Origin of the sequence: Pseudomonas plecoglossicida NBRC 103162 = DSM 15088 (assembly GCF_000730665.1) — a bacterium.
GTDB classification, from domain to species: Bacteria; Pseudomonadota; Gammaproteobacteria; order Pseudomonadales; family Pseudomonadaceae; genus Aquipseudomonas; species Aquipseudomonas plecoglossicida.
Window position 1 is genome coordinate 61259 of sequence record NZ_BBIV01000014.1, and the last position, 18751, is coordinate 80009.

The 18751-nt window shown below is 65.4% G+C and carries 19 protein-coding genes; 14 read left to right on the forward strand and 5 right to left on the reverse strand.

Translation table 11 applies throughout. The annotated features are described in order from the left end of the window. Window positions 1-10 precede the first annotated feature (10 nt). Window positions 11-1177, reverse strand: coding sequence for a GGDEF domain-containing protein (locus PPL01S_RS10660; RefSeq protein WP_033743026.1), 1167 nt, complete (start codon window positions 1175-1177; stop codon window positions 11-13). 82 nt (window positions 1178-1259) lie between these two features. Continuing rightward, window positions 1260-2585: a CDP-diacylglycerol--serine O-phosphatidyltransferase gene (pssA, locus tag PPL01S_RS10665; protein ID WP_028624966.1), complete on the reverse strand. Its 1326-nt coding sequence runs from the start codon at window positions 2583-2585 to the stop codon at window positions 1260-1262. Window positions 2586-2742: 157 nt separating this feature from the next. On the opposite strand from pssA, the gene cahR reads away from it, so the two are divergent. Further along, window positions 2743-3735 (forward strand): transcriptional regulator CahA, encoded by a 993-nt coding sequence (cahR, locus tag PPL01S_RS10670; RefSeq protein WP_016393628.1) that lies wholly within the window; start codon window positions 2743-2745, stop codon window positions 3733-3735. A 120-nt stretch (window positions 3736-3855) separates the two neighbouring features. Here cahR and katG read toward each other — a convergent pair whose 3' ends face one another. After that, window positions 3856-6102 (reverse strand): catalase/peroxidase HPI, encoded by a 2247-nt coding sequence (gene katG, locus PPL01S_RS10675; RefSeq protein WP_028624968.1) that lies wholly within the window; start codon window positions 6100-6102, stop codon window positions 3856-3858. 384 nt (window positions 6103-6486) lie between these two features. Between katG and PPL01S_RS10680 the strand changes: the two genes are divergently transcribed. The 5 genes from PPL01S_RS10680 (at window position 6487) to PPL01S_RS10700 (ending at window position 11165) form a co-directional block, all read left to right on the forward strand. Next, window positions 6487-6804 carry a DUF2388 domain-containing protein gene (locus PPL01S_RS10680; protein WP_016393625.1) on the forward strand — a complete coding sequence of 106 codons (318 nt, stop codon included), beginning with the start codon at window positions 6487-6489 and terminating at the stop codon, window positions 6802-6804. 173 nt (window positions 6805-6977) lie between these two features. After that, entirely contained in the window at window positions 6978-8477 is a 1500-nt protein-coding gene (gene glcD / locus PPL01S_RS10685; protein ID WP_016393624.1) for a glycolate oxidase subunit GlcD, read from the forward strand. Next, entirely contained in the window at window positions 8477-9529 is a 1053-nt protein-coding gene (gene glcE, locus PPL01S_RS10690) for a glycolate oxidase subunit GlcE (protein WP_016393623.1), read from the forward strand. Before glcD ends, glcE begins: the two co-directional genes overlap by 1 nt. Before the next feature lie 9 nt (window positions 9530-9538). After that, window positions 9539-10774, forward strand: a complete 1236-nt coding sequence (gene glcF / locus PPL01S_RS10695; protein ID WP_016393622.1) for a glycolate oxidase subunit GlcF — start codon at window positions 9539-9541, stop codon at window positions 10772-10774. After that, a complete protein-coding gene (locus PPL01S_RS10700; protein ID WP_016393621.1) occupies window positions 10767-11165 on the forward strand; it encodes a heme-binding protein in 399 nt (132 codons plus the stop codon). Before glcF ends, PPL01S_RS10700 begins: the two co-directional genes overlap by 8 nt. A 107-nt stretch (window positions 11166-11272) precedes the next feature. Here PPL01S_RS10700 and PPL01S_RS10705 read toward each other — a convergent pair whose 3' ends face one another. Further along, window positions 11273-11854 carry a flavin reductase family protein gene (locus PPL01S_RS10705; protein WP_016393620.1) on the reverse strand — a complete coding sequence of 194 codons (582 nt, stop codon included), beginning with the start codon at window positions 11852-11854 and terminating at the stop codon, window positions 11273-11275. Window positions 11855-12056: 202 nt separating this feature from the next. Here PPL01S_RS10705 and PPL01S_RS10710 point away from each other — a divergent pair, with 202 nt between their 5' ends. After that, window positions 12057-12395: a hypothetical protein gene (locus PPL01S_RS10710; protein ID WP_016393619.1), complete on the forward strand. Its 339-nt coding sequence runs from the start codon at window positions 12057-12059 to the stop codon at window positions 12393-12395. Between the two features lie 19 nt (window positions 12396-12414). Here the strand turns inward: PPL01S_RS10710 and PPL01S_RS10715 are convergent, their stop codons facing one another. Continuing rightward, entirely contained in the window at window positions 12415-13335 is a 921-nt protein-coding gene (locus PPL01S_RS10715; protein ID WP_016393618.1) for a LysR substrate-binding domain-containing protein, read from the reverse strand. Between the two features lie 161 nt (window positions 13336-13496). Here PPL01S_RS10715 and PPL01S_RS10720 point away from each other — a divergent pair, with 161 nt between their 5' ends. The 7 genes from PPL01S_RS10720 (at window position 13497) to PPL01S_RS10750 (ending at window position 18750) form a co-directional block, all read left to right on the forward strand. Beyond that, window positions 13497-14279, forward strand: a complete 783-nt coding sequence (locus PPL01S_RS10720) for a YqcI/YcgG family protein (protein WP_016393617.1) — start codon at window positions 13497-13499, stop codon at window positions 14277-14279. A gap of 2 nt (window positions 14280-14281) precedes the next feature. Continuing rightward, on the forward strand, window positions 14282-14908 hold the full coding sequence (locus PPL01S_RS10725) for a LysE family translocator (protein ID WP_016393616.1): 627 nt from the start codon (window positions 14282-14284) through the stop codon (window positions 14906-14908). A gap of 27 nt (window positions 14909-14935) precedes the next feature. Continuing rightward, window positions 14936-16021, forward strand: coding sequence for a hypothetical protein (locus PPL01S_RS10730; RefSeq protein WP_016393615.1), 1086 nt, complete (start codon window positions 14936-14938; stop codon window positions 16019-16021). Between the two features lie 88 nt (window positions 16022-16109). Continuing rightward, a complete protein-coding gene (locus PPL01S_RS10735) occupies window positions 16110-16814 on the forward strand; it encodes a hypothetical protein (protein WP_016393614.1) in 705 nt (234 codons plus the stop codon). 93 nt (window positions 16815-16907) lie between these two features. Further along, entirely contained in the window at window positions 16908-17609 is a 702-nt protein-coding gene (locus PPL01S_RS10740) for an AzlC family ABC transporter permease (RefSeq protein WP_033743027.1), read from the forward strand. Continuing rightward, window positions 17606-17920 (forward strand): AzlD domain-containing protein, encoded by a 315-nt coding sequence (locus tag PPL01S_RS10745; protein ID WP_016393612.1) that lies wholly within the window; start codon window positions 17606-17608, stop codon window positions 17918-17920. Before PPL01S_RS10740 ends, PPL01S_RS10745 begins: the two co-directional genes overlap by 4 nt. Beyond that, on the forward strand, window positions 17917-18750 hold the full coding sequence (locus tag PPL01S_RS10750) for an AraC family transcriptional regulator (protein ID WP_016393611.1): 834 nt from the start codon (window positions 17917-17919) through the stop codon (window positions 18748-18750). The genes PPL01S_RS10745 and PPL01S_RS10750 overlap by 4 nt, the downstream gene beginning before the upstream one ends. Window position 18751 lies beyond the last annotated feature (1 nt).

Here is an 18751-nt window from a genome sequence, read left to right on the forward strand (position 1 = left end):
TTGCAGCCCGTTACCTGACCGTGCTCACCACGGTCCGGTCAATCAGCCGAATACTGTCCCGCCCACCCCGCTTGGACTGATACAACGCCACATCCCCCTGCTCGATCAACGCCGCCAGGCTCGCCGGCGGCTGGTCGAACAGATTGGCGCCGATACTCAGCGTCACCGCCTGAGGCGTCGGCATGGCCTGCTCGGCAAAATGCTGGAACTGCGTACGCAACAGCCCGCCCAGCTCCACCACCTGTTCGCTGCTGGCATTCCTCAGCAGGATGACGAACTCGTCGCCACCCAGACGCGCCGCCAGCGCGCGCTCCGGCAGCACGCCACGGATCATCTCGCTAAGCGTCACCAGCAAACGGTCGCCGGCTGCATGGCCATGCAGGTCGTTGACCAGCTTGAAGTTGTCGATGTCGATCAGCAACAGCGCGCCTGGGCGCGCCGGGCTCACCTCCTTGAACAGGTGCGTGGCCCGCACTTCCAGGGCACGGCGGTTGTACAACGCGGTCAGCGGATCACGCGCGGCCAGCCGCGCGATCCGCTCCTCGCGGCGATAGCGCACGGTACCGGTCATCGACAACGCGATCAGCATGATCGCCATCGCCCCCTCGACCAGTGAAATCTGGATGATCAGGCCACCGAAGGTCGCCAGGTCGATCAGCGTGCCTGGGGTGACTGCGATGACGGCCTTGGCCACATAGAACAGGCCGTGGATGAGCAGCACGTAGCGCAGCTGCACCGCGCCCACGCTCAATGACTTGCCGTGGGGCCGCAGCAGGAAGCTGGCCTTGAGCGTGAGCAAGGCCACCAGCAGTGAGTTGACCATCAGCATGACCTTGGACCACTGCGGCCCCACCGGTAACAGCAGCAAGGCGAACCACACCAGCACGATCAGCAGCCAGCCCCGGGACACCCGAGCCTGGGTAAAGCGCAACACGCCCCACAAGAAGAACCCGTGGGCCAGCACCAGCAAGCCATTGGCGAACCAGATGCCAATCAGCAACAGGCCGATGCCGCGCAACAGCGCCAGGGTCGAGCCGACCGTGATGGTGGCGAACCCTGCGCTCCAGAACAATAACGAAGGTTCACGGACGCTGCGCCATTCGATCGCCAGGTACAGGGCAGCGGCCGCGGCCAGGGCTATCGAGATGGTCAGCATCGTGGGTGGATCGAGCGCCATGAAGGAATTGGCCTATCTGGTTAACGTGGAAAACGCCAGATTGTAGCCGTTCGCCATGACTTTTCAGAGAGCCCTTCACGCCTCAGAGCACCCGCTTGATCAACGGTTCCAGACGGCTGTAATGCAGGCGACGGAGGAACTTGCGCACTTCCTTGGGATGCTCCGCCTTGACACCCAGATCTTGCGCCGAGCCGATCTTCGGTGCATGCCGGCGAATGCCCTCCAGCTCCGCTTCCCGAGGCGCCAGCCACTGCCCCAGGGGGTCATCGATCAACAGGCCGTTTTCCAGGTCCAGGTTGAAGCCGCGTGGGTTGAGGTTGTTGCCGGTCAGCAGCGAATAACGTTGGTCGACCCACACCCCCTTGGCATGGAAGGTATGGCCCGGGTCGTTCCAGATCCGTATCACCAGCTGACCACTGGCGATGGCGGCGTGGCGACGCCGGGCGAAGGCGCGCAGGTTGTCTTCGTACAGGTACGGCAACGCGCCGCTGGCACTGAACGGCTCGCCCGGGGCGATGTAGAAGTCGTTGGCGGTACGATCGCCGACGATCAGTTCGACCTGCACGCCGCGGTCCAGGGCGTGGTCCAGCTCGCGCATCACCACCCGCGGCGGGTTGAAGTACGGCGTGCTGATGATCATCTGCGTGCGGGCCGCGGCCAGCAGCGCGCACAGCGCACGGTTGAGCGGGTTGCCTCGGCCGACGCCGAGCAGTGGCACCACCCGCAGCCCCGGCCCCGACGCGGCCGCCGGCGCGTCATAGGCCATGCGCCGCAGCCGCGCACGCAGGCGGCGGATATCGCCACGCAGGTTGCGCATCTGCGGCGCCGGCAGGTCCAGGCGCGGCGTGGCGGTGTGGTGCAGCAGGCGCTTGACCAGGTCGACCATGGCATCGGCCAGGGGCGCCGACTGGAACAGGTGGTAGCGGTCCAGGCGATAGCGGTCGAAACGGTGCAGGTAGACGTTGTTCAGACTCGCCCCGGTGTAGATCACGCAGTCGTCGATGATGCTGCCCTTGAGGTGCAGCACGCCGAACAGTTCGCGGGTTTGCACCGGCACCCCATGGATCACCACATCCAGCCCGCGCAACTGGCGCTGGGCCTGGTACCAGGCGGCATTGCCCGGCTGCCGCCCGGCCCCCAGCAGGCCACGGCGAGCACGGAACCAGTCGACCACGATGACGATCTCCAGGTTCGGCCGGACGGCCTTGGCCTGATACAGGGCATCGAGCACCTCCTGCCCGGCCTCGTCCTCCTGCAGGTACAGCGCGACGATGACGATGCGCCGGGTCGCGGCGGCAATCCGTTCGAGCAGGCAGGCGCGGTAAGTGGCGGCGTCGGGCAGCACCTGGATCGCGTCTGCGGCGATGGCGAAACCTGGCAGCGCCGCCAGCATGGAATCGGGGTTCACGTAGGTCACCTTCTGTCTGCAATCAGGTCCATTCCTGGTCGCTGCGTGCGGGGTGTAAGATCACCCGGCAACGACCCATAACAACAAGAAACGTGCGAGGCCTGTTTTTCCCACTGCCCCTGACGAACTATGCCTCAGCTTGCACAGGAAGATCGCAATGGTCCACCCCGCTCCTGCCATCCTAACCCCTTCGCGCACCAGGACCTTCGGTTTTCTGGTCCTGCCCAACTTCACCACCATCGGCCTGGCCTCAGCGGTGGAAACCCTGCGCATGGCCAACCTGGCCGCCCGCCGCACCCTGTACCGCAGCGTGCTGATCGCCGCCGAACCCGCGCCGGTGATGGCCAGCAACGGCATGCGCATCCTGCCCGATCACAGCATCGCCGACACCCCACCGCTGGATGCGTTGTTCGTGGTGGGTGCCAACCCGATCGACCGCGGCCGCGGCAATCGGCCGCTGACTGACTGGCTGCGCCAACTGGCCCGCCAGCAGGTGCCGCTGGGCGGAATCTGCACCGGCAGCTACCTGTTGGCCAAGGCCGACCTGCTCAAAGGCTACCGCTGCACCATCCATTGGGAAGACATCCAGGCCTTGCAGGAGCACTTCCCCGGCATCGTCATCTCCAGCCAGCTGTTCGAACTGGACCGTGACCGCTACACCTGTTCCGGCGGCGTAGCGGCCATGGACATGATGCTGCAACTGGTGGCGCGGGAGAAAGGCGGCCAGGAAATTGCCGCCAAGGCGGCCGAACTGCTGCTGTGCGACCGCGTGCGCGGCGAGCGCGAGCGCCAGCGCGTACCACTGCGCACCTTGCTGGGCAGTGCCCAACCCCTGTTGAGCCAGGTGGTGGCGATCATGGAGGCGAACCTGGAGGAGCCGCTGGGGCTGGAAGAACTGGCCAGCCTAAACGAAGTGACCGTGCGCCAGCTGGAGCGCCTGTTCCACAAGTACCTGCAGCGCACGCCCAGCCAGTACTACCTGGAGCTGCGCCTGTCGCGGGCACGGGAGTTGCTGCTGCGCAGCAATGTGCAGGTACGCGAGGTGGCGCTGGCCTGCGGGCTCAGCTCGCCGGCGCGCTTTTCCAAGAGTTACAGCCGGTTCTTCGGCTTGTCACCGCTGGGGGAGCGGCGGCAGGCTTCGTTGCACTGAAGGGCCGTATCGGCCCGATCGCCGGCAAGCCGGCTCCCACAGGGGCCCCACAATGCTCAAGCGCTGTGGTCTACCTGTGGGAGCCGGCTTGCCGGCGATCGGGCCGCAAAGCAGCCCCTGTTACTTCAGATCAAACCGGTCCAGCTCCATGACCTTCTCCCAGGCCGCCACGAAGTCCCTGACAAACTTGTCCTTGCCATCGCTGCTGCCATACACCTCGCTCAATGCCCGCAACTGGGCATGCGAGCCGAACACCAGGTCAACGCGGCTGCCGCTCCACTTCACCTGCCCGGTCTTGCGGTCGCGACCCTCGAAGGCCTCGTTGTCGGCCGAGGTCGGCTTCCACTCCACGCCCATGTCCAGCAGGTTGCGGAAGAAGTCGTTGCTCAAGGTGCCCGGCTTGTCGGTGAACACGCCGAGCTTGCTGCCACCATGGTTGGCGCCCAGCACCCGCAGCCCACCGATCAACACGGTCAGCTCCGGCGCGGTCAGGGTCAGCAACTGGGCCTTGTCCAGCAGCAGCTTCTCGGCCTTGACGCTGTAGCGGGCCTTGCTGAAGTTGCGGAAGCCATCGGCCAGCGGTTCCAGCACGGCGAACGACTCGACGTCGGTCTGCGCCTGGGAGGCATCGACGCGGCCTGGGCGGAACCTCACACTGCCACTGTAGCCGGCATCCTTGGCGGCCTTTTCCACCGCGGCGGTACCGCCCAGCACGATCAGGTCGGCCAGGGAGACCTTGTTGCCGGACTCGGCGCGGATTTTCTCCAGCGCCGCCAGCACCTTGTCGGTGCCCTGGTTGGCAGCCCAGCCGTTCTGGGGTGCCAGGCGCAGGCGGGCGCCATTGGCGCCGCCGCGCTTGTCGGAGCCGCGGAAGGTCGAGGCGGCAGCCCAGGCCGTGGAGACCAGCTCGCCAACGCTCAGGCCCGAGGCGAGGATCTTGCTCTTGAGTGCAGCGATGTCCTGCTCACCCGGCGCCGCCTGGTCGGCCTTGGGCAGCGGGTCTTGCCAGAGCAGCTCCTCGTTGGGCATCTCCGGCCCGAGGTAACGCGCCAACGGGCCCATGTCGCGGTGGATCAGCTTGTACCAGGCGCGGGCAAAGGCATCTGCCAGCTGGTCGGGGTTGTCCTTGAAGCGCCGGGCGATCGGCTCGTAGATCGGGTCGAAACGCAGCGCCAGGTCGGAAGAGAGCATGGACGGCGCATGCTTCTTGCCCGGATCATGGGCATCCGGCACGGTGCCTGCGCCCTTACCCTCCTTCGGTCGCCACTGGTTGGCGCCAGCCGGGCTCTTGGTCAGCTCCCATTCGAAGTTGAACAGGTTGTTGAGGTACTCGTTGCTCCAGCGCGTCGGCGTCGAGGTCCAGGTCACTTCCAGGCCGCTGGTGATGGTGTCGCCACCCTTGCCAGTACCGAACTTGTTGGCCCAGCCCAAGCCCTGCTGCTCCAGGCCTGCGGCTTCCGGCTCGGGGCCGACGTTGTCGGCGGGGCCTGCGCCGTGGGTCTTGCCGAAGGCGTGGCCACCGGCAATCAAGGCCACGGTCTCTTCGTCGTTCATGGCCATGCGCCCGAAGGTCTCGCGGATGTCTATGCCAGACTTCACGGGGTCGGGCTCACCTTCCGGGCCTTCCGGGTTGACGTAGATCAGCCCCATCTGCACGGCAGCCAACGGGTTTTCCAGGTTGCGCTCGGCCTGCAGGTTGCGATTCTGTTCCTCGCCATGCTTGGCGGGCTCGGCCACCAGGTCACCCTGCCCGGGCGGTTGGGCCTTGAGCTGCTCCTTGCCATAGCGGGTATCACCACCCAGCCAGACCTTTTCCGAGCCCCAGTACACGTCTTCGTCCGGCTCCCAGACGTCGGCGCGACCGCCCGAGAAGCCGAAGGTCTTGAAGCCCATGGATTCCAGAGCGACGTTGCCGGTGAGCACGATCAGGTCGGCCCAGGAGATCTTGTTGCCGTACTTCTGCTTGATCGGCCACAGCAGGCGCCGGGCCTTGTCCAGACTGACGTTGTCGGGCCAGCTGTTGAGCGGAGCGAAGCGCTGCTGGCCCGAACCTGCCCCCCCTCGGCCGTCACCGATGCGGTAGGTGCCGGCGCTGTGCCAGGCCATGCGGATGAACAGCGGGCCGTAGTGGCCGAAGTCGGCCGGCCACCAGTCCTGGGAATCGGTCATCAAGGCCGTAAGATCACGCTTCAAGGCCTGGAAATCGAGGCTCTTGAATGCCTTGGCGTAATCGAAGTCCGGGTCGGGACTGGACTTGGCGGAGTGCTGGTGGAGAATCCTCAGGTTGAGCTGGTCAGGCCACCAGTCACGGTTGGTGGTGCCGCCACCTGCGGTTTGATGGAACGGGCATTTCGATTCGTTCGACATCTGCTATTACCTTTGGGTCGGTTATCCAGATTTCCGGTCTATGCCAGGTGTTCTTTCCAGCCGAGCACATGGGCTCATGCCTACCCCTCATCAGGTCTGGTCGGTCACGTTCCGACACAGGGCTCGCGAAGCTTGCGCGGCGTGGCGGCGCGGTTTGCACCAGGTGCCGGAACGCCGCCCGCGCGCGCGATCCGCGGGGCCACGGTCAAGACTAGTCGAGCTTGGGCAGACTTCTAATAGAGTGGCTATTGCGGGTTGATAGGTTGGCTCTGTCAGGGATGACCGACGCTGCTTGTCTGCCGCCGATTGAACTCCCGCGATTGTCCGGTCCTCTTAACAGTGAGTGGTAATTTCCTTCGGCTTCACGCTATTGGAGAACACGACATGCGCCACCTAATCCTCGCCCCTGCGCTGCTGCTCCTGCTGCCTGCCGGAGCTGCCCTGGCTGACGTCGATGCGGAAGACGTCGCTACCTCCGCCGGGGTCTCCGCTTCGCTGTACTCAACCTTCAAGGACGACAAACGGATCATTCCGGCCCGTGACGAACTCTCTGCCTTCGTCGCCAGTGACGGGGTGATACGTGGCGCCTATGTGGAGTCGGCGCTTGAACAAGTGCGCAGGGACCATCCTGGCCTGCAGGCCAATGACGAAGAAATCGCCAGGGCCATCCTGTCCCAGGACGAATCCATCGCCAATCATTGAACCCCTGTCGCCGGCAAGCCGGCTCCCCCCCATCCAGGTGGGAGCCGGCTTGCCGGCGACAGGGCCGCCGCGGCCCCTCCCCCACCCTGTCCCTATTCATCATCGCCCGCACCCTGCGCTGTTCGTACTACCCTCCAATCTGGCCATCCCAAACTGGCAAACCGAGTGAGCCCATGAACATCCTCTACGACGAACGCGTCGATGGTGAGTTGCCGGCCGTTGACCTGCCAGCTTTGCTGCAGGCCCTGCGTGCTGCGCTGCCCGACCTCGAGGTCCTGCACCGCACGGAGGACCTCAAGCCCTACGAGTGCGACGGCCTTTCGGCCTACCGCACCGTGCCGCTGCTGGTCGTGCTGCCCGAGCGCCTGGAACAGGTACAGACCCTGCTCAAGCTGTGCCACCAGCGCGGTGTGCCGGTGGTGGCGCGCGGTGCCGGCACCGGCCTGTCAGGGGGCGCATTGCCGCTGGCCAAGGGCATCCTCCTGGTTATGGCGCGCTTCAACCGCATTCTCGAAGTAAACCCCAAAGGCCGTTTCGCCCGTGTACAACCGGGCGTGCGCAACCTGGCGATCTCCCAGGCCGCCGCGCCCCATGGCCTTTACTACGCCCCCGACCCCTCCTCGCAGATCGCCTGCTCGATCGGCGGCAACGTCGCCGAGAATGCCGGGGGCGTGCATTGCCTCAAATACGGCCTGACCGTGCACAACCTGCTCAAGGTCGAGATCCTCACCGTCGAAGGCGAACGCCTGACCTTGGGCAGCGACGCCCTCGACAGCCCCGGTTTCGACCTGCTGGCCCTGTTCACCGGCTCCGAGGGCATGCTCGGCATCATCACCGAAGTCACCGTCAAACTGCTGCCCAAGCCCCAGGTCGCCCGCGTCCTGCTGGCCAGTTTCGACACTGTCGAGGATGCCGGCCGGGCCGTGGCCGAGATCATCGCCGCCGGGATCATCCCCGGCGGCCTGGAAATGATGGACAACCTGGCGATTCGCGCCGCCGAAGACTTCATCCACGCCGGCTACCCGGTGGATGCGGCAGCGATCCTGCTGTGCGAGCTCGATGGCGTCGAGGCCGACGTGCAGGACGACTGCGAGCGAGTCGCGGCGGTGCTGCGCCAGGCGGGCGCCCGCGAGGTGCGCCTGGCCTGCGACGAAGCCGAGCGCGTACGTTTCTGGGCCGGGCGCAAGAATGCCTTCCCGGCGGTGGGGCGAATTTCGCCGGACTACTACTGCATGGACGGCACCATCCCGCGCCGGGAGCTGCCGCGGGTACTCAAGGGCATCAGCGAGCTCTCCGCCGAGTACGGCCTGCGCGTGGCCAACGTCTTCCATGCCGGCGACGGCAACATGCACCCGCTGATCCTGTTCGATGCCAACCTGCCCGGTGAACTGGCGCGGGCCGAGGCCATCGGCGGGCGCATTCTCGAACTGTGCGTGGCGGTAGGCGGCAGTATCACCGGCGAGCACGGTGTGGGGCGGGAAAAGATCAACCAGATGTGCGCCCAGTTCAACAGCGACGAAATCACCCTGTTCCATGCGGTGAAGGCGGCGTTCGACCCCCAGGGGCTGCTCAACCCGGGCAAGAACATCCCCACCCTGCACCGCTGCGCCGAGTTCGGCGCACTGCACGTGCATCACGGGCAACTGCCCTTCCCCGACCTGGAGCGTTTTTGATGAGCATGGACCGCGACATGAGCCAGGCACTGCTGGAGCAGGTCAACCGGGCCTTGAACCTGGGCACCGCGCTGCGCATCCAGGGCGGCAACAGCAAGGCCATGCTAGGTCGTCCGGTGGCCGGTGAGGTCGTCGATACCCGCGGCCATCGCGGCATCGTCAGTTATGACCCCACCGAGCTGGTGCTTACCGCGCGCGCCGGTACGCCCTTGCGGGAGATCGAGGCGGCGCTGCACGAAGCCGGGCAGATGTTGCCCTGCGAACCTCCGCACCTGGGTCCCGAGGCGACGCTCGGCGGCATGGTCGCGGCCGGGCTGTCCGGGCCACGCCGGCCCTGGGCTGGGTCGGTGCGCGACTATGTGCTGGGTACGCGGGTCATCACCGGTCACGGCAAGCTCCTGCGCTTTGGCGGCGAGGTGATGAAGAACGTCGCCGGCTATGACGTCTCGCGGCTGATGGCTGGCAGCTTCGGCTGCCTCGGGTTGCTGACCGAGGTGTCGCTCAAGGTACTGCCGCGCCCGCGCCAATGCTTGAGCCTGCGCCTGGAGCTGGGCCGCCGTCAGGCGCTGGGCGCCCTCGTCGAGTGGGGGCAGCAGCCATTGCCGATCAGCGCCGCGTGCCACGACGGCGACGCCCTGTACCTGCGTCTGGAGGGCGGCGCAGGCTCGGTGCAATCGGCCCGTCAGCGCTTGGGCGGCGAAGTGCTCGACAGCCGCTTCTGGGGTGACCTGCGTGAACAGCGCCTGGCGTTCTTCGACAACCCGGCCCCGCTCTGGCGTCTGTCGGTGCCCACCGGCACGGCCGAACTCGACCTGCCCGGGCAGCAACTGATCGATTGGGGCGGGGCGCAGCGCTGGCTCAAGTCGAACGCATCGGCGCTGAAAATCCGCGAACAGGTGGCCAATGCCGGCGGCCACGCCACCGCCTACGCTCCAGGCGACGTCAGCACTGCACCGCTGCCGGCCGGGCTTATGCGCTACCACCGCACCCTCAAGCGACAACTCGACCCCCAGGGCCTGTTCAACCCTGGCCGCCTGTACCCCGATGTGTGAGGCCACGCCATGCAAACCAACCTGAGCGAAAGCGCCAAGCGCCTGGCCCGTGGCGAAGAGGCCGAAAGCATCCTGCGCACCTGCGTGCACTGCGGCTTCTGCACCGCCACCTGCCCCACCTACCAGTTGCTCGGCGATGAACTGGACGGACCGCGCGGGCGCATCTATCTGATCAAGCAGGTGCTCGAGGGCGAGCCGGTCAGCGCCAGCACCCAACTGCACCTGGACCGTTGCCTGTCCTGCCGCAACTGCGAAACCACCTGCCCGTCCGGTGTGAAATACCATGACCTGCTGGACATCGGCCGCGCCGTGGTCGAGCAGCAGGTGCCGCGATCACTCAGCCAGCGCTTGCTGCGCCAGGGCCTGCGCGCGGTGGTGCCACGGCCGGCGCTGTTCAAGGCCCTGGTGCAGGCCGGCCGGGCCCTGCGCCCGGTGCTGCCGACAACCCTGAAAGACAAGCTGCCTGCCCAGGTGGCACCTGCTGGCGTACGCCCGGCGCCGCGCCATGCGCGGCGGGTGCTGTTGCTCGAAGGCTGCGTGCAACCTGCCCTGTCGCCCAATACCAACGCGGCAGCAGCGCGCCTGCTGGACCGGCTGGGGATCAGCGTCGAGCCTGTGCCCGAGGCCGGCTGCTGCGGTGCGGTGGACTACCACCTCAATGCCCAGGAACAAGGCCTGCAGCGTGCCCGACACAATATCGACGCTTGGTGGCCGGCCATCGAAGCCGGCGCCGAGGCTATCGTGCAGACGGCCAGCGGCTGCGGCGCCTTCGTGCGTGACTATGGCCACCTGCTGGAACAGGACCCGCACTACGCCACCAAGGCCGCACGGGTCAGCGCGCTGGCACGCGACCTGGTGGAAGTGCTGCGCGACGAGCCCGTCGAGCAACTGGGCCTGTGCGCCGAACAGCGCCTGGCCTTCCACTGCCCCTGCACCCTGCAGCACGCCCTCAAGCTCGGTGGCCAGGTGGAAAGCCTGCTGACTCGCCTGGGCTTCATCCTTACCCCGGTGCCGGACGGGCACTTGTGCTGCGGCTCTGCCGGCACCTATTCGCTGACGCAACCGGTGTTGTCGCGGCAATTGCGCGACAACCGCCTCAACGCGCTGGAAAGCGGCAGACCGCAGCTCATCGCCACTGCCAACATTGGTTGCCAGACCCACCTCGAGGGTGCGGGCCGAACGCCAGTGCGGCACTGGATCGAAATCGTCGAAGCAGCCCTGAACCCGGAGAACCGCCATGCATAGCAAGTCCGTGATCGGCCAGGCCGAAGTGACCCGCCTGCTCGCCGCCGCCCGCCAGGAGGCCGAGGCACAACAGTGGAGCGTGACCATCGCCGTGGTCGACGACGGCGGCCACCCGCTGGGCCTGGCGCGTCTGGACGGCTGCGCCCCGGCCAGCGCCTACATCGCCCTGGAAAAGGCGCGCAGCGCAGCCCTCGGGCGCAAGGAAACGCGTGACTACGAACAGATGGTCAATGGCGGACGCACCGCATTCGTCACCGCACCCATGCTCACCAGCCTGGAAGGCGGTGTACCGTTGCGGGTCGATGGCCAGGTGGTGGGCGCCATCGGCGTGTCCGGGGTCAAGCCGGAACAGGATGCCCAGGTCGCCAAGGCCAGTGCTGCAGCATTGTGAGGGTGAGTCCTTGCAGCAGGGTACGCCTGCTGAGTTGCTGGGGCCGCTGTGCGGCCCATCGCCGGCAAGCCGGCTCCCACAGGCTGAAAATACCCTGGGCGGCATGCTCATTCCTGAGTATCGACCACCACCGCCTCGCCAATCGCATAGAAATGCCCACCCGCCACATAGTGCAAGCTGCGCCACTGTGGGTCGGCATGCTCATAGGCCCAGTGCCCGTCCCTGAACACCCGGTCATCCGCCCAGGCCGCCACCACCTCGCCAATGAACAGGTCATAGGTGCTCTGGTTGTGCGGCTCGTCGATCACCCGGCACATCAGCCAGGCCGAGCAGCCTTCGACCAGCGGCGCCGCATGCCCCTCCACCCGCACCAGCCCGACGCCCAGGCGGGCGAGCTTGTCGGGTTGGTCGAACAGGCTGCGGGTACCGACCTGGTGGGTCAGCCGGGCCTGGGCAGCCGTCGGCACCTGAAGCACGAACCAACCACTGCCTTCGACCAGTTGCCGGGTACGGGCGGTCTTGTCCAGCACCACGGTGACCTTGGGTGGATCGAAGTCCAGCGCGCAGGCCCAGGCTGCGGCCATGACGTTGTCCACGCCTGCATGGCTGGCCGAAACCAGCACGGTCGGGCCGTGGTTGAGCAGGCGGTAGGCCTTCTTCAGGTCGACGGGTTGAAAATGGCTGTTCATCGAAGTCCTCGGTCTGCGAACGGGTGGGCGAACAATTGTGTCGCATCGGCACGGCTGGAGCACCCTTTCAACGCTATCAGAAAATTCCTACGCAACCCTCGGAATCGCCTTAATTGCCGACCTCAACATCTGGAACAACCATCGTCCCTGGACGGTACCGGCCTCAGCCCGGCGCCAGCGTTAGATCCAGAGGAATTTCCGCATGCATCCGCACCTCAGCACCACCGCCGAACTGCGCAAGACCTTGCGTGAACTGATGGCCCACGATGTCAGCAACCCGGACGATGACCCACACCTTTCGGGTGTGCTGTTCTTCTGCGCGACCGACGAGCGCACGCGGCAACTGGTGGAACGCATCGAACTGCTGGCCAGCGAAGCGTTCTTCGATGTCTGCGGCCGTGCCATCGCCCAGCAGATGCGGGCCGTCGCCATCGAGGGCGTGTGCATCAAGCAGAAACGCAAGGCGTGCGTGGACGAAACGGTCATTCGCATCGCCGTGCTCGACAAGGGCTACATCACCGTGAGCACCGCCCGCCTGTGAGCCCCAAGGGTCGGCTTGCTCAGCCGTAGAGGTAGTCGATGTCCTTGTAGGCCAATGCCGGTACCTGGCCGAGCAGGAAGTCGCGCAATTTGCCCATCTGCCGCGCCTTGGGGCTGGATTTGAGCCACGTCATGTAATAACCATCGCCAGTGGCGACGGCGTGCTTGAACGGCGTGACCAGCCGCCCGGCACCCAGGTCGGCGGTAGCCAGCGCCAGGTCGACCACCGAAATGCCAAGGCCTTGCTGGGCGGCCGAGATCCCCTGGTCAAGGGTATCGAACACCTGGCCCTGGTCGATGCTGATGTCCAGCGCATCCATGCGCGCCAGCCAGCGTCGCCAGTCGCGCCGGTCGGGAGAAGGGTGCAGGATCTCGCAATGGCGCAGGTCTGCAAGCTCCGGCTGGGCCTGCTCCATGTAGTCCGGATGGCAGACCGGGATCAGCCACTCATCGAACAGCTTGACGCTCTCGACATCGGCCGGGAAGCGCCCGCTGGCCAACAGAATGGCGCAGTCGTAGGGCTCGGAGTAGAAATCCACCGAGTCGATGTCCATCCACACGCTCGACAATTGCACGCTGCAAGCGTCGTCTGCCTTCTTGAAGGCATCCAGGGCCCTCAGTAACCAGCGCACCGTGAGGGTCGAGGGCGCCTTCAGGCGCAAGCCATAGCGGTCCTGGCGCAACAGCGCGCAGGCGTTCTCGATGATCTTGAAACCGACCTTGAGCTCCTGGGCCAGCAGGCGCCCGTGCTCGGTAAGGCTCAGCTTGGGGCCACGGCGCTCGAACAGGTCGCAACCGAACATGGCTTCCAGGGTCTTGATGTGATGGCTGACCGCGCCCTGGGTGAGCGCCAGCTCTTCGGCCGCGCGGGTAAACGACCCGTAACGCGAGGCGACCTCGAAGGCACGCAGTGCGTGCAAAGCCTGGATCCGTTCCGACATGAAGCCCCCGAAGCATGAGTGAGACTAATAGTAGGTCATAGTTCCACGCGTTTTACAACGTTAAGTACGTCTCAGAAAATGCAGGTAAATAACAAAGATAAGCCAATAACCTGCCTGCATATCACTGGAACTTTTCGTTTAATTGAACGCCTGGGGAAATCATGTTTACGGGTTATGGAAATTGCTATCGCCTGGATGCGCTAGAGCTGACCGCTGAACCTGTGCGGAACACGCAACACTGGACATACCAGACACTACAACACTTTCGCGACGTTCTCGCCAACCCCGAGTTTCCGTGCCTGTTCGGACGCAAGGCGGTGAACGGTGCGACCTGCCATATCCTCTTCGCCCGCGCCGAGCAACTGGCCGACGACATCGCCCAGGGCCTGGCCGACTACGTGCGCCACATTGCGCCGATACCGGTCAAGCAACGCATCGGCAGCCCGCTGGTGGTGTTTCTCGAAACCGCCGCCGAGAGCACCCTTGCCGATCAACAGGCACTGGCCTGGAAAGTCCTGCGCGGCGTCCATGCGCGTGACCCGCACCCCTGGCCATCGTCGGTCCCCACCGACCCGGACGACAACGGCTGGTCGTTCTGCTACGCCGGCATGCCGCTGTTCATCAACATGAATTTCCCCGGCCATCGGCAGATGAAAAGCCGCAACCTGGGCAAGCACATCACCTTCGTCATCAACCCGCGGGAAAACTTCGACGAAGTGGCCAATGCCGGCACCGAGAGCGGCCAGCGCATTCGCGCACGCATCCGCGATCGCGTGCGCCACTACAACGACGGCGTCATGCCGGACAGCCTGGGCTTCTTTGGCCAGGACGACAATTTCGAATGGAAACAATACCAGTTGCAGGAAGCAGGCTCGCTCAACCCGTCGCGCTGCCCCTTTCATGCCCACTCCCGTGCAACACCTGACACATTGACCGAGAACTGATCGTGAATACCGCCCTGACCGCTACCTACGCTTTGACTGTCCTGCTGCTGATCGCCACCCCAGGTCCGGTGGTGGCGCTGATCGTCAACACCGCTGCGGCATCTGGCTCGCGAAAGGCCATGTTCACCGCTGTCGGCACAAACTGGGCATCGTTGGTGCTGATCGGCGCCGCGGCCTGGGTCATCCTGACCAGTGCAGCCATCGACAAGGCCTGGCTCAGCGGCATGAGCCTGCTGGGATGCCTGTTCATCGGTTACATCGCCGTGGGCACCTTGCGCGAGTGCCTGCAGGCGCCGGCCGGCGAAGACCTCCAACAGACGCCGAAAGCTGGACGCGGCGGCCTCTGGCAAGGCTTCATGGTGGGCATTTCCAACCCGAAGGACATCATCTTCTTCATTGCCTTCTTCCCGCAGTTCATCCAGATCACCGAGTCGTTCGGCAAGAGCATGGTGGTGCTGTCGCTGCTGTGGGTGCTCATCGACTTCGCCGTGCTCAGCCTGTACATCTTCGCCATAGGCAAGATCGCCTCGGCGCGCAGCAATCGCATCATCTCCCTGGCCTCTGGCGTTGCCCTGCTGCTGATTGCCGCCGGCGGCCTGGCCTACAACCTCAAGGAACTGGCGGGCTGACGCCCGGCCAGCCCCAAGGAAGCGCCCATGACGCCCCTCGATACCGCGGTACAGGGCCTGCGCGCCGTGCTGCAGCAGGATTACCAGCGCTTCCTGCAACTGGGCAGCCGCCGCGCGCCCCACAACCTGCACGTCCATGAAAGCGGCTACCGCTCCGGCACCATCAATACCGACGCCTTGGGTCTGCGCTACAGCCATCACGCCGGAAAACGCTTTTCGGCAGCTGAACGCGGTGGCGTGGCGCGCATCAACCTGCTGGTAGGCGGCTCGACCGCGATGGGCATCGGGGCCAGTTCCGACGAGCATACGGTGGCTTCGCACCTGTCGATGCTGACCGGGGAAGTGTGGCTGAGCCTGGCGGGCTGCGGGCTCAATGCCAGCCAGGAACTGTTGCTGTTCCTCACGCACCAGCACCGCCTCGGCGAGGTTGGCCATGTGGTGCTGCTCAGCGGGCTCAATACCCTGGCACACGAAGCCCTCGGCGAAGTCCTGGCCGGCCCCCACGATCCGCACCACGCCAAGGCCCACCTGGCCTACCTCGGCAGCTTCAACGAAGGCATGCCGCCTGTTGGCCCGACCCGGCCAGCGTCCCTGTTGCGACGCCTGGGGCAGGCTTTCATTCCACCTCGCCCGGAGCCCCTTGCGGACTGGCCGCTGTGCGCGCCTGAGAAGCGCCTGGCGCGCGCCGCCGACACGGTGGGCCGGACCCTCCGCCAGTGGGACCGCATGCTGGCCGACAGCCATGCCACCCTCACGTTCATCCTGCAACCGCTGTTGCCCTGGTGCCGCGAAACCCTGCCAGCCGGCGAACAGGCAATGCTGACGGCACTGGAACGGCATCCGGCCAACTTCGACCGCCTGCTGCAAGGCACCTTCGACAGCCAGCTGCACATGGACTTCTTCCGGCGCATCAAGAGCCAGGCCGACCCGGTGCCGTGCTACGACATGAACAGCATGCTCAGCAGTTCACCGGTATTCGGAGCCGATCTGTTCATTGACCGTCTGCACCTGAACGACATGGGCAACAATGCCTTGGCCAAGGTCATTACCGCCAAGTTGGGCCTGGCCCAGGAAAAGCACGCGCGCAAGGTGACGCCGATCAAGCTCGTCTGACAATCGCATCCCGACCTTTCGGTCAGGCCGCTCGGTTGGCTAGAATAGCGGGTCGTTCCGATAGGCCCGAGGCCCACCTGCATTGGTCATGAACAACCAAGCCGTCCGTCCATTCCTGGCTGCGCTGCTCATCGCACTGGTGCCGCAGGCCGCGCACGCGCTCGAAGTACGTATCGACCCCCATGCCGACCTGCTCTATCGTCAGGCCCTGCCGCTGCTGGAACAGGCCGATAGCCAGAATGACAACATCAGCCCCATGCGCACGGCCATTGGCAACGATCCCGAGCTCAATCGCCAGGGTGAGGCCATGGCCCGCACCCTGCCAACGGCTGTGGCACTGCTGAAGAAGTCGGTGGAGCTTGGCCATCCGGTGGCTCAGTATCGCCTGGCGCTGTACTACACGACGTATCTGCCTGCGGCGCAAATCCCCGATGCCGCCTGCCCGCTGCTGGAAGCGAGCCTACAACAGGGTTTCGCCCCGCCCGCGATGGCGATCGCCACCTGGTGCCCGCCCTATAACGCCAGCCTGGCCTACCGTGAAGCGCTGGAAGCGATCCCGACCATGGCCTCGCTGTATGCATCCTACTATCCGCAGCCGGCCACGCGCCTGGCCTGCAGCCGCAGCCAGCCGCAGGGTCTGGAAATGCAGTGGGGCCGGCAACGTGATTACCAGGCCGAGATCTATCGACTATTGAGCGACCTCGATCCACGGCATCGCGCGACACTCTTGCAGAAGGCGGTGGAGATCAACGGATGTGTAGCTGCGCAGCGACGACTGACCAGCCTTCGCTGATCGTTCCACGCTCGCCAAACGAGCAAGATCGTTCAAGCCAGCCGCACTGTCCTCTGGCAAGCTGTCCTGCCGAGTAACCGTATCGCAGCCATCATGCCCAGCCATCCCCCCGCAGCTCGCCAAGCCTTTCTCCATGGCGCCATTGCCATTCTTCCACTCTCGCTTGCAGTGGCTCCTTGGGGCCTGCTGGCAGGCTCCATGGCCATCGAGGCCAACCTCAGCGCCTGGGAAGGCCAGGGCCTGTCGGCGATCGTCTTCGCCGGCGCTGCGCAACTGGTGGCCATCGGCATGCTCAAGGGCGGCGCCAGTCTGCTGTCGATCCTGTTGACCACTCTGCTGCTGACCTCGCAGCACTTGCTCTACGGCCTGTCGATGCGCCCCGTGTTGTCCAACCAGCCGCTGCGCTGGCGGCTGGGGCTGGGCTTTCTGCTGACCGACGAATTCTTCGCCCTCACCAGCCAGTACGACCAACAACAGTTCAATCGCTGGTATGCCCTGGGCGTCGGCCTGACCTTTTACGTGGCCTGGAACCTGTTCACCCTGGCCGGCATCGTGCTGGGCCAGAACATCCCGCACCTTGACCAGCTGGGCCTGGACTTTTCCATCGTCGCCACCTTTGTCGCGCTGATCGCGCCACTGGTACGCAACCTCGCCACGGTGGTCTGCGTGGCGGTGTCGCTGTTCTGCTCGGTGCTGTTCAGTCACTGGCACTGGGAGACCGCCCTGGTGGCGGCCGGCCTGCTGGGCATGGCAGCCGGCTTCATCTGCCAGAAATTTTCCGGAGCGCGCGCATGACCTGGTTGCTGATCTTCGCCATGGGCGCGGTGGTGTTCCTCAACCGCTACGCCTTCCTCGAACCGCGGCTGCCGCTGCGCCTGAGCTCCAACGCGCGTCAGTTCCTCGGCTTCGCCGTGCCCGGCATGCTCACCGCCATCTGCGGGCCGATCATCTTCCTGCCCGGCCACCAGCTCGACCTCAGCCTGCTCAACCCTTACCTGCTCGGCGCCCTGGTCGCCATCGCCCTGGTGCTGTTGACCCGCAGCGTATTGCTGAGCATGCTGGCGAGCATGTTGATCTTCTTCCTGCTGCGCAGCTGGCTGGCATGACCACGCCCCTGCGCGAACAGACCCATCTCTGGCAAGCGCCCGCCCTGGGCGATGTCGAGATGTTGCATGCGCGCTACTTCCAGCAACGCTTCGCACCGCATGTGCATGAGGGCTACGTGTTCACGGTGATCGAGTCCGGCGCCCAGCGTTTCTGGCACCGTGGCAGCGAGCACCTGGCGCCGGTCGGCAGCATGGTGCTGATCAACCCGGATGAACTGCACACCGGCGCCACCGCTCACGAAGCTGGTTGGCGCTACCGCGGCTTCTATCCCGAGCATGAACGGGTTACCGGCGTACTGGACGAGTTGGAATTGGGCCGCCACGGCATGCCCCACTTCAAGGACAGCGTGATCCAGGACCCGGCACTGGCATTGGCTTTCAGTCAGCTGCACCAGTTGTCGGAGTCGAGCGCCAGCGCCCTCGAACAGCAGACCGCCTGGCGCCAGGCGGTGCTGGCGCTGGTGCAGCGTCATGGCCATTGCCCTGAACCCACGGCCCCTGGCAACGAGCCCGTGGCTGTTGCCCGCGCCCGCGAGTTACTGGAAAGCCAACTGGCGGACCCGCCCTCGCTGGAGGCGCTGGCGGCTGCGGTCAACCTGTCACCCTTCCACTTCGCCCGGGTGTTCCGCCAGGCCACCGGGTTGCCGCCGCATGCCTGGTTGAAGCAGCGGCGTCTGGCTCGGGCAAGGGAATTCTTGAAGCGCGGCCTTGCCGCGTCTGACGTGGCCTTCAGCCTTGGATTCGCTGACCAGAGCCACTTGAGCCGGCAGTTCAAACAGGCTTTTGGGGTAACTCCAGGCGCTTATCGCAGCGCCTGCCTGGCCGGATAAG

Bases quoted from the DNA above. Each gene is read 5' to 3' on its own strand.
- PPL01S_RS10705 (WP_016393620.1), bottom strand. From the start codon at position 11,854: ATGAACAGCCATTTTCAACCCGTCGACCTGAAGAAGGCCTACCGCCTG.
- glcE (WP_016393623.1), top strand. From the start codon at position 8,477: ATGAGCATGGACCGCGACATGAGCCAGGCACTGCTGGAGCAGGTCAAC.
- katG (WP_028624968.1), bottom strand. From the start codon at position 6,102: ATGTCGAACGAATCGAAATGCCCGTTCCATCAAACCGCAGGTGGCGGC.
- glcD (WP_016393624.1), top strand. From the start codon at position 6,978: ATGAACATCCTCTACGACGAACGCGTCGATGGTGAGTTGCCGGCCGTT.
- PPL01S_RS10715 (WP_016393618.1), bottom strand. From the start codon at position 13,335: ATGTCGGAACGGATCCAGGCTTTGCACGCACTGCGTGCCTTCGAGGTC.
- PPL01S_RS10750 (WP_016393611.1), top strand. From the start codon at position 17,917: ATGACCACGCCCCTGCGCGAACAGACCCATCTCTGGCAAGCGCCCGCC.
- PPL01S_RS10740 (WP_033743027.1), top strand. From the start codon at position 16,908: ATGCCCAGCCATCCCCCCGCAGCTCGCCAAGCCTTTCTCCATGGCGCC.
- PPL01S_RS10680 (WP_016393625.1), top strand. From the start codon at position 6,487: ATGCGCCACCTAATCCTCGCCCCTGCGCTGCTGCTCCTGCTGCCTGCC.
- PPL01S_RS10710 (WP_016393619.1), top strand. From the start codon at position 12,057: ATGCATCCGCACCTCAGCACCACCGCCGAACTGCGCAAGACCTTGCGT.
- PPL01S_RS10700 (WP_016393621.1), top strand. From the start codon at position 10,767: ATGCATAGCAAGTCCGTGATCGGCCAGGCCGAAGTGACCCGCCTGCTC.
- cahR (WP_016393628.1), top strand. From the start codon at position 2,743: ATGGTCCACCCCGCTCCTGCCATCCTAACCCCTTCGCGCACCAGGACC.
- PPL01S_RS10720 (WP_016393617.1), top strand. From the start codon at position 13,497: ATGTTTACGGGTTATGGAAATTGCTATCGCCTGGATGCGCTAGAGCTG.
- PPL01S_RS10745 (WP_016393612.1), top strand. From the start codon at position 17,606: ATGACCTGGTTGCTGATCTTCGCCATGGGCGCGGTGGTGTTCCTCAAC.
- glcF (WP_016393622.1), top strand. From the start codon at position 9,539: ATGCAAACCAACCTGAGCGAAAGCGCCAAGCGCCTGGCCCGTGGCGAA.
- PPL01S_RS10660 (WP_033743026.1), bottom strand. From the start codon at position 1,177: ATGGCGCTCGATCCACCCACGATGCTGACCATCTCGATAGCCCTGGCC.
- PPL01S_RS10735 (WP_016393614.1), top strand. From the start codon at position 16,110: ATGAACAACCAAGCCGTCCGTCCATTCCTGGCTGCGCTGCTCATCGCA.
- PPL01S_RS10730 (WP_016393615.1), top strand. From the start codon at position 14,936: ATGACGCCCCTCGATACCGCGGTACAGGGCCTGCGCGCCGTGCTGCAG.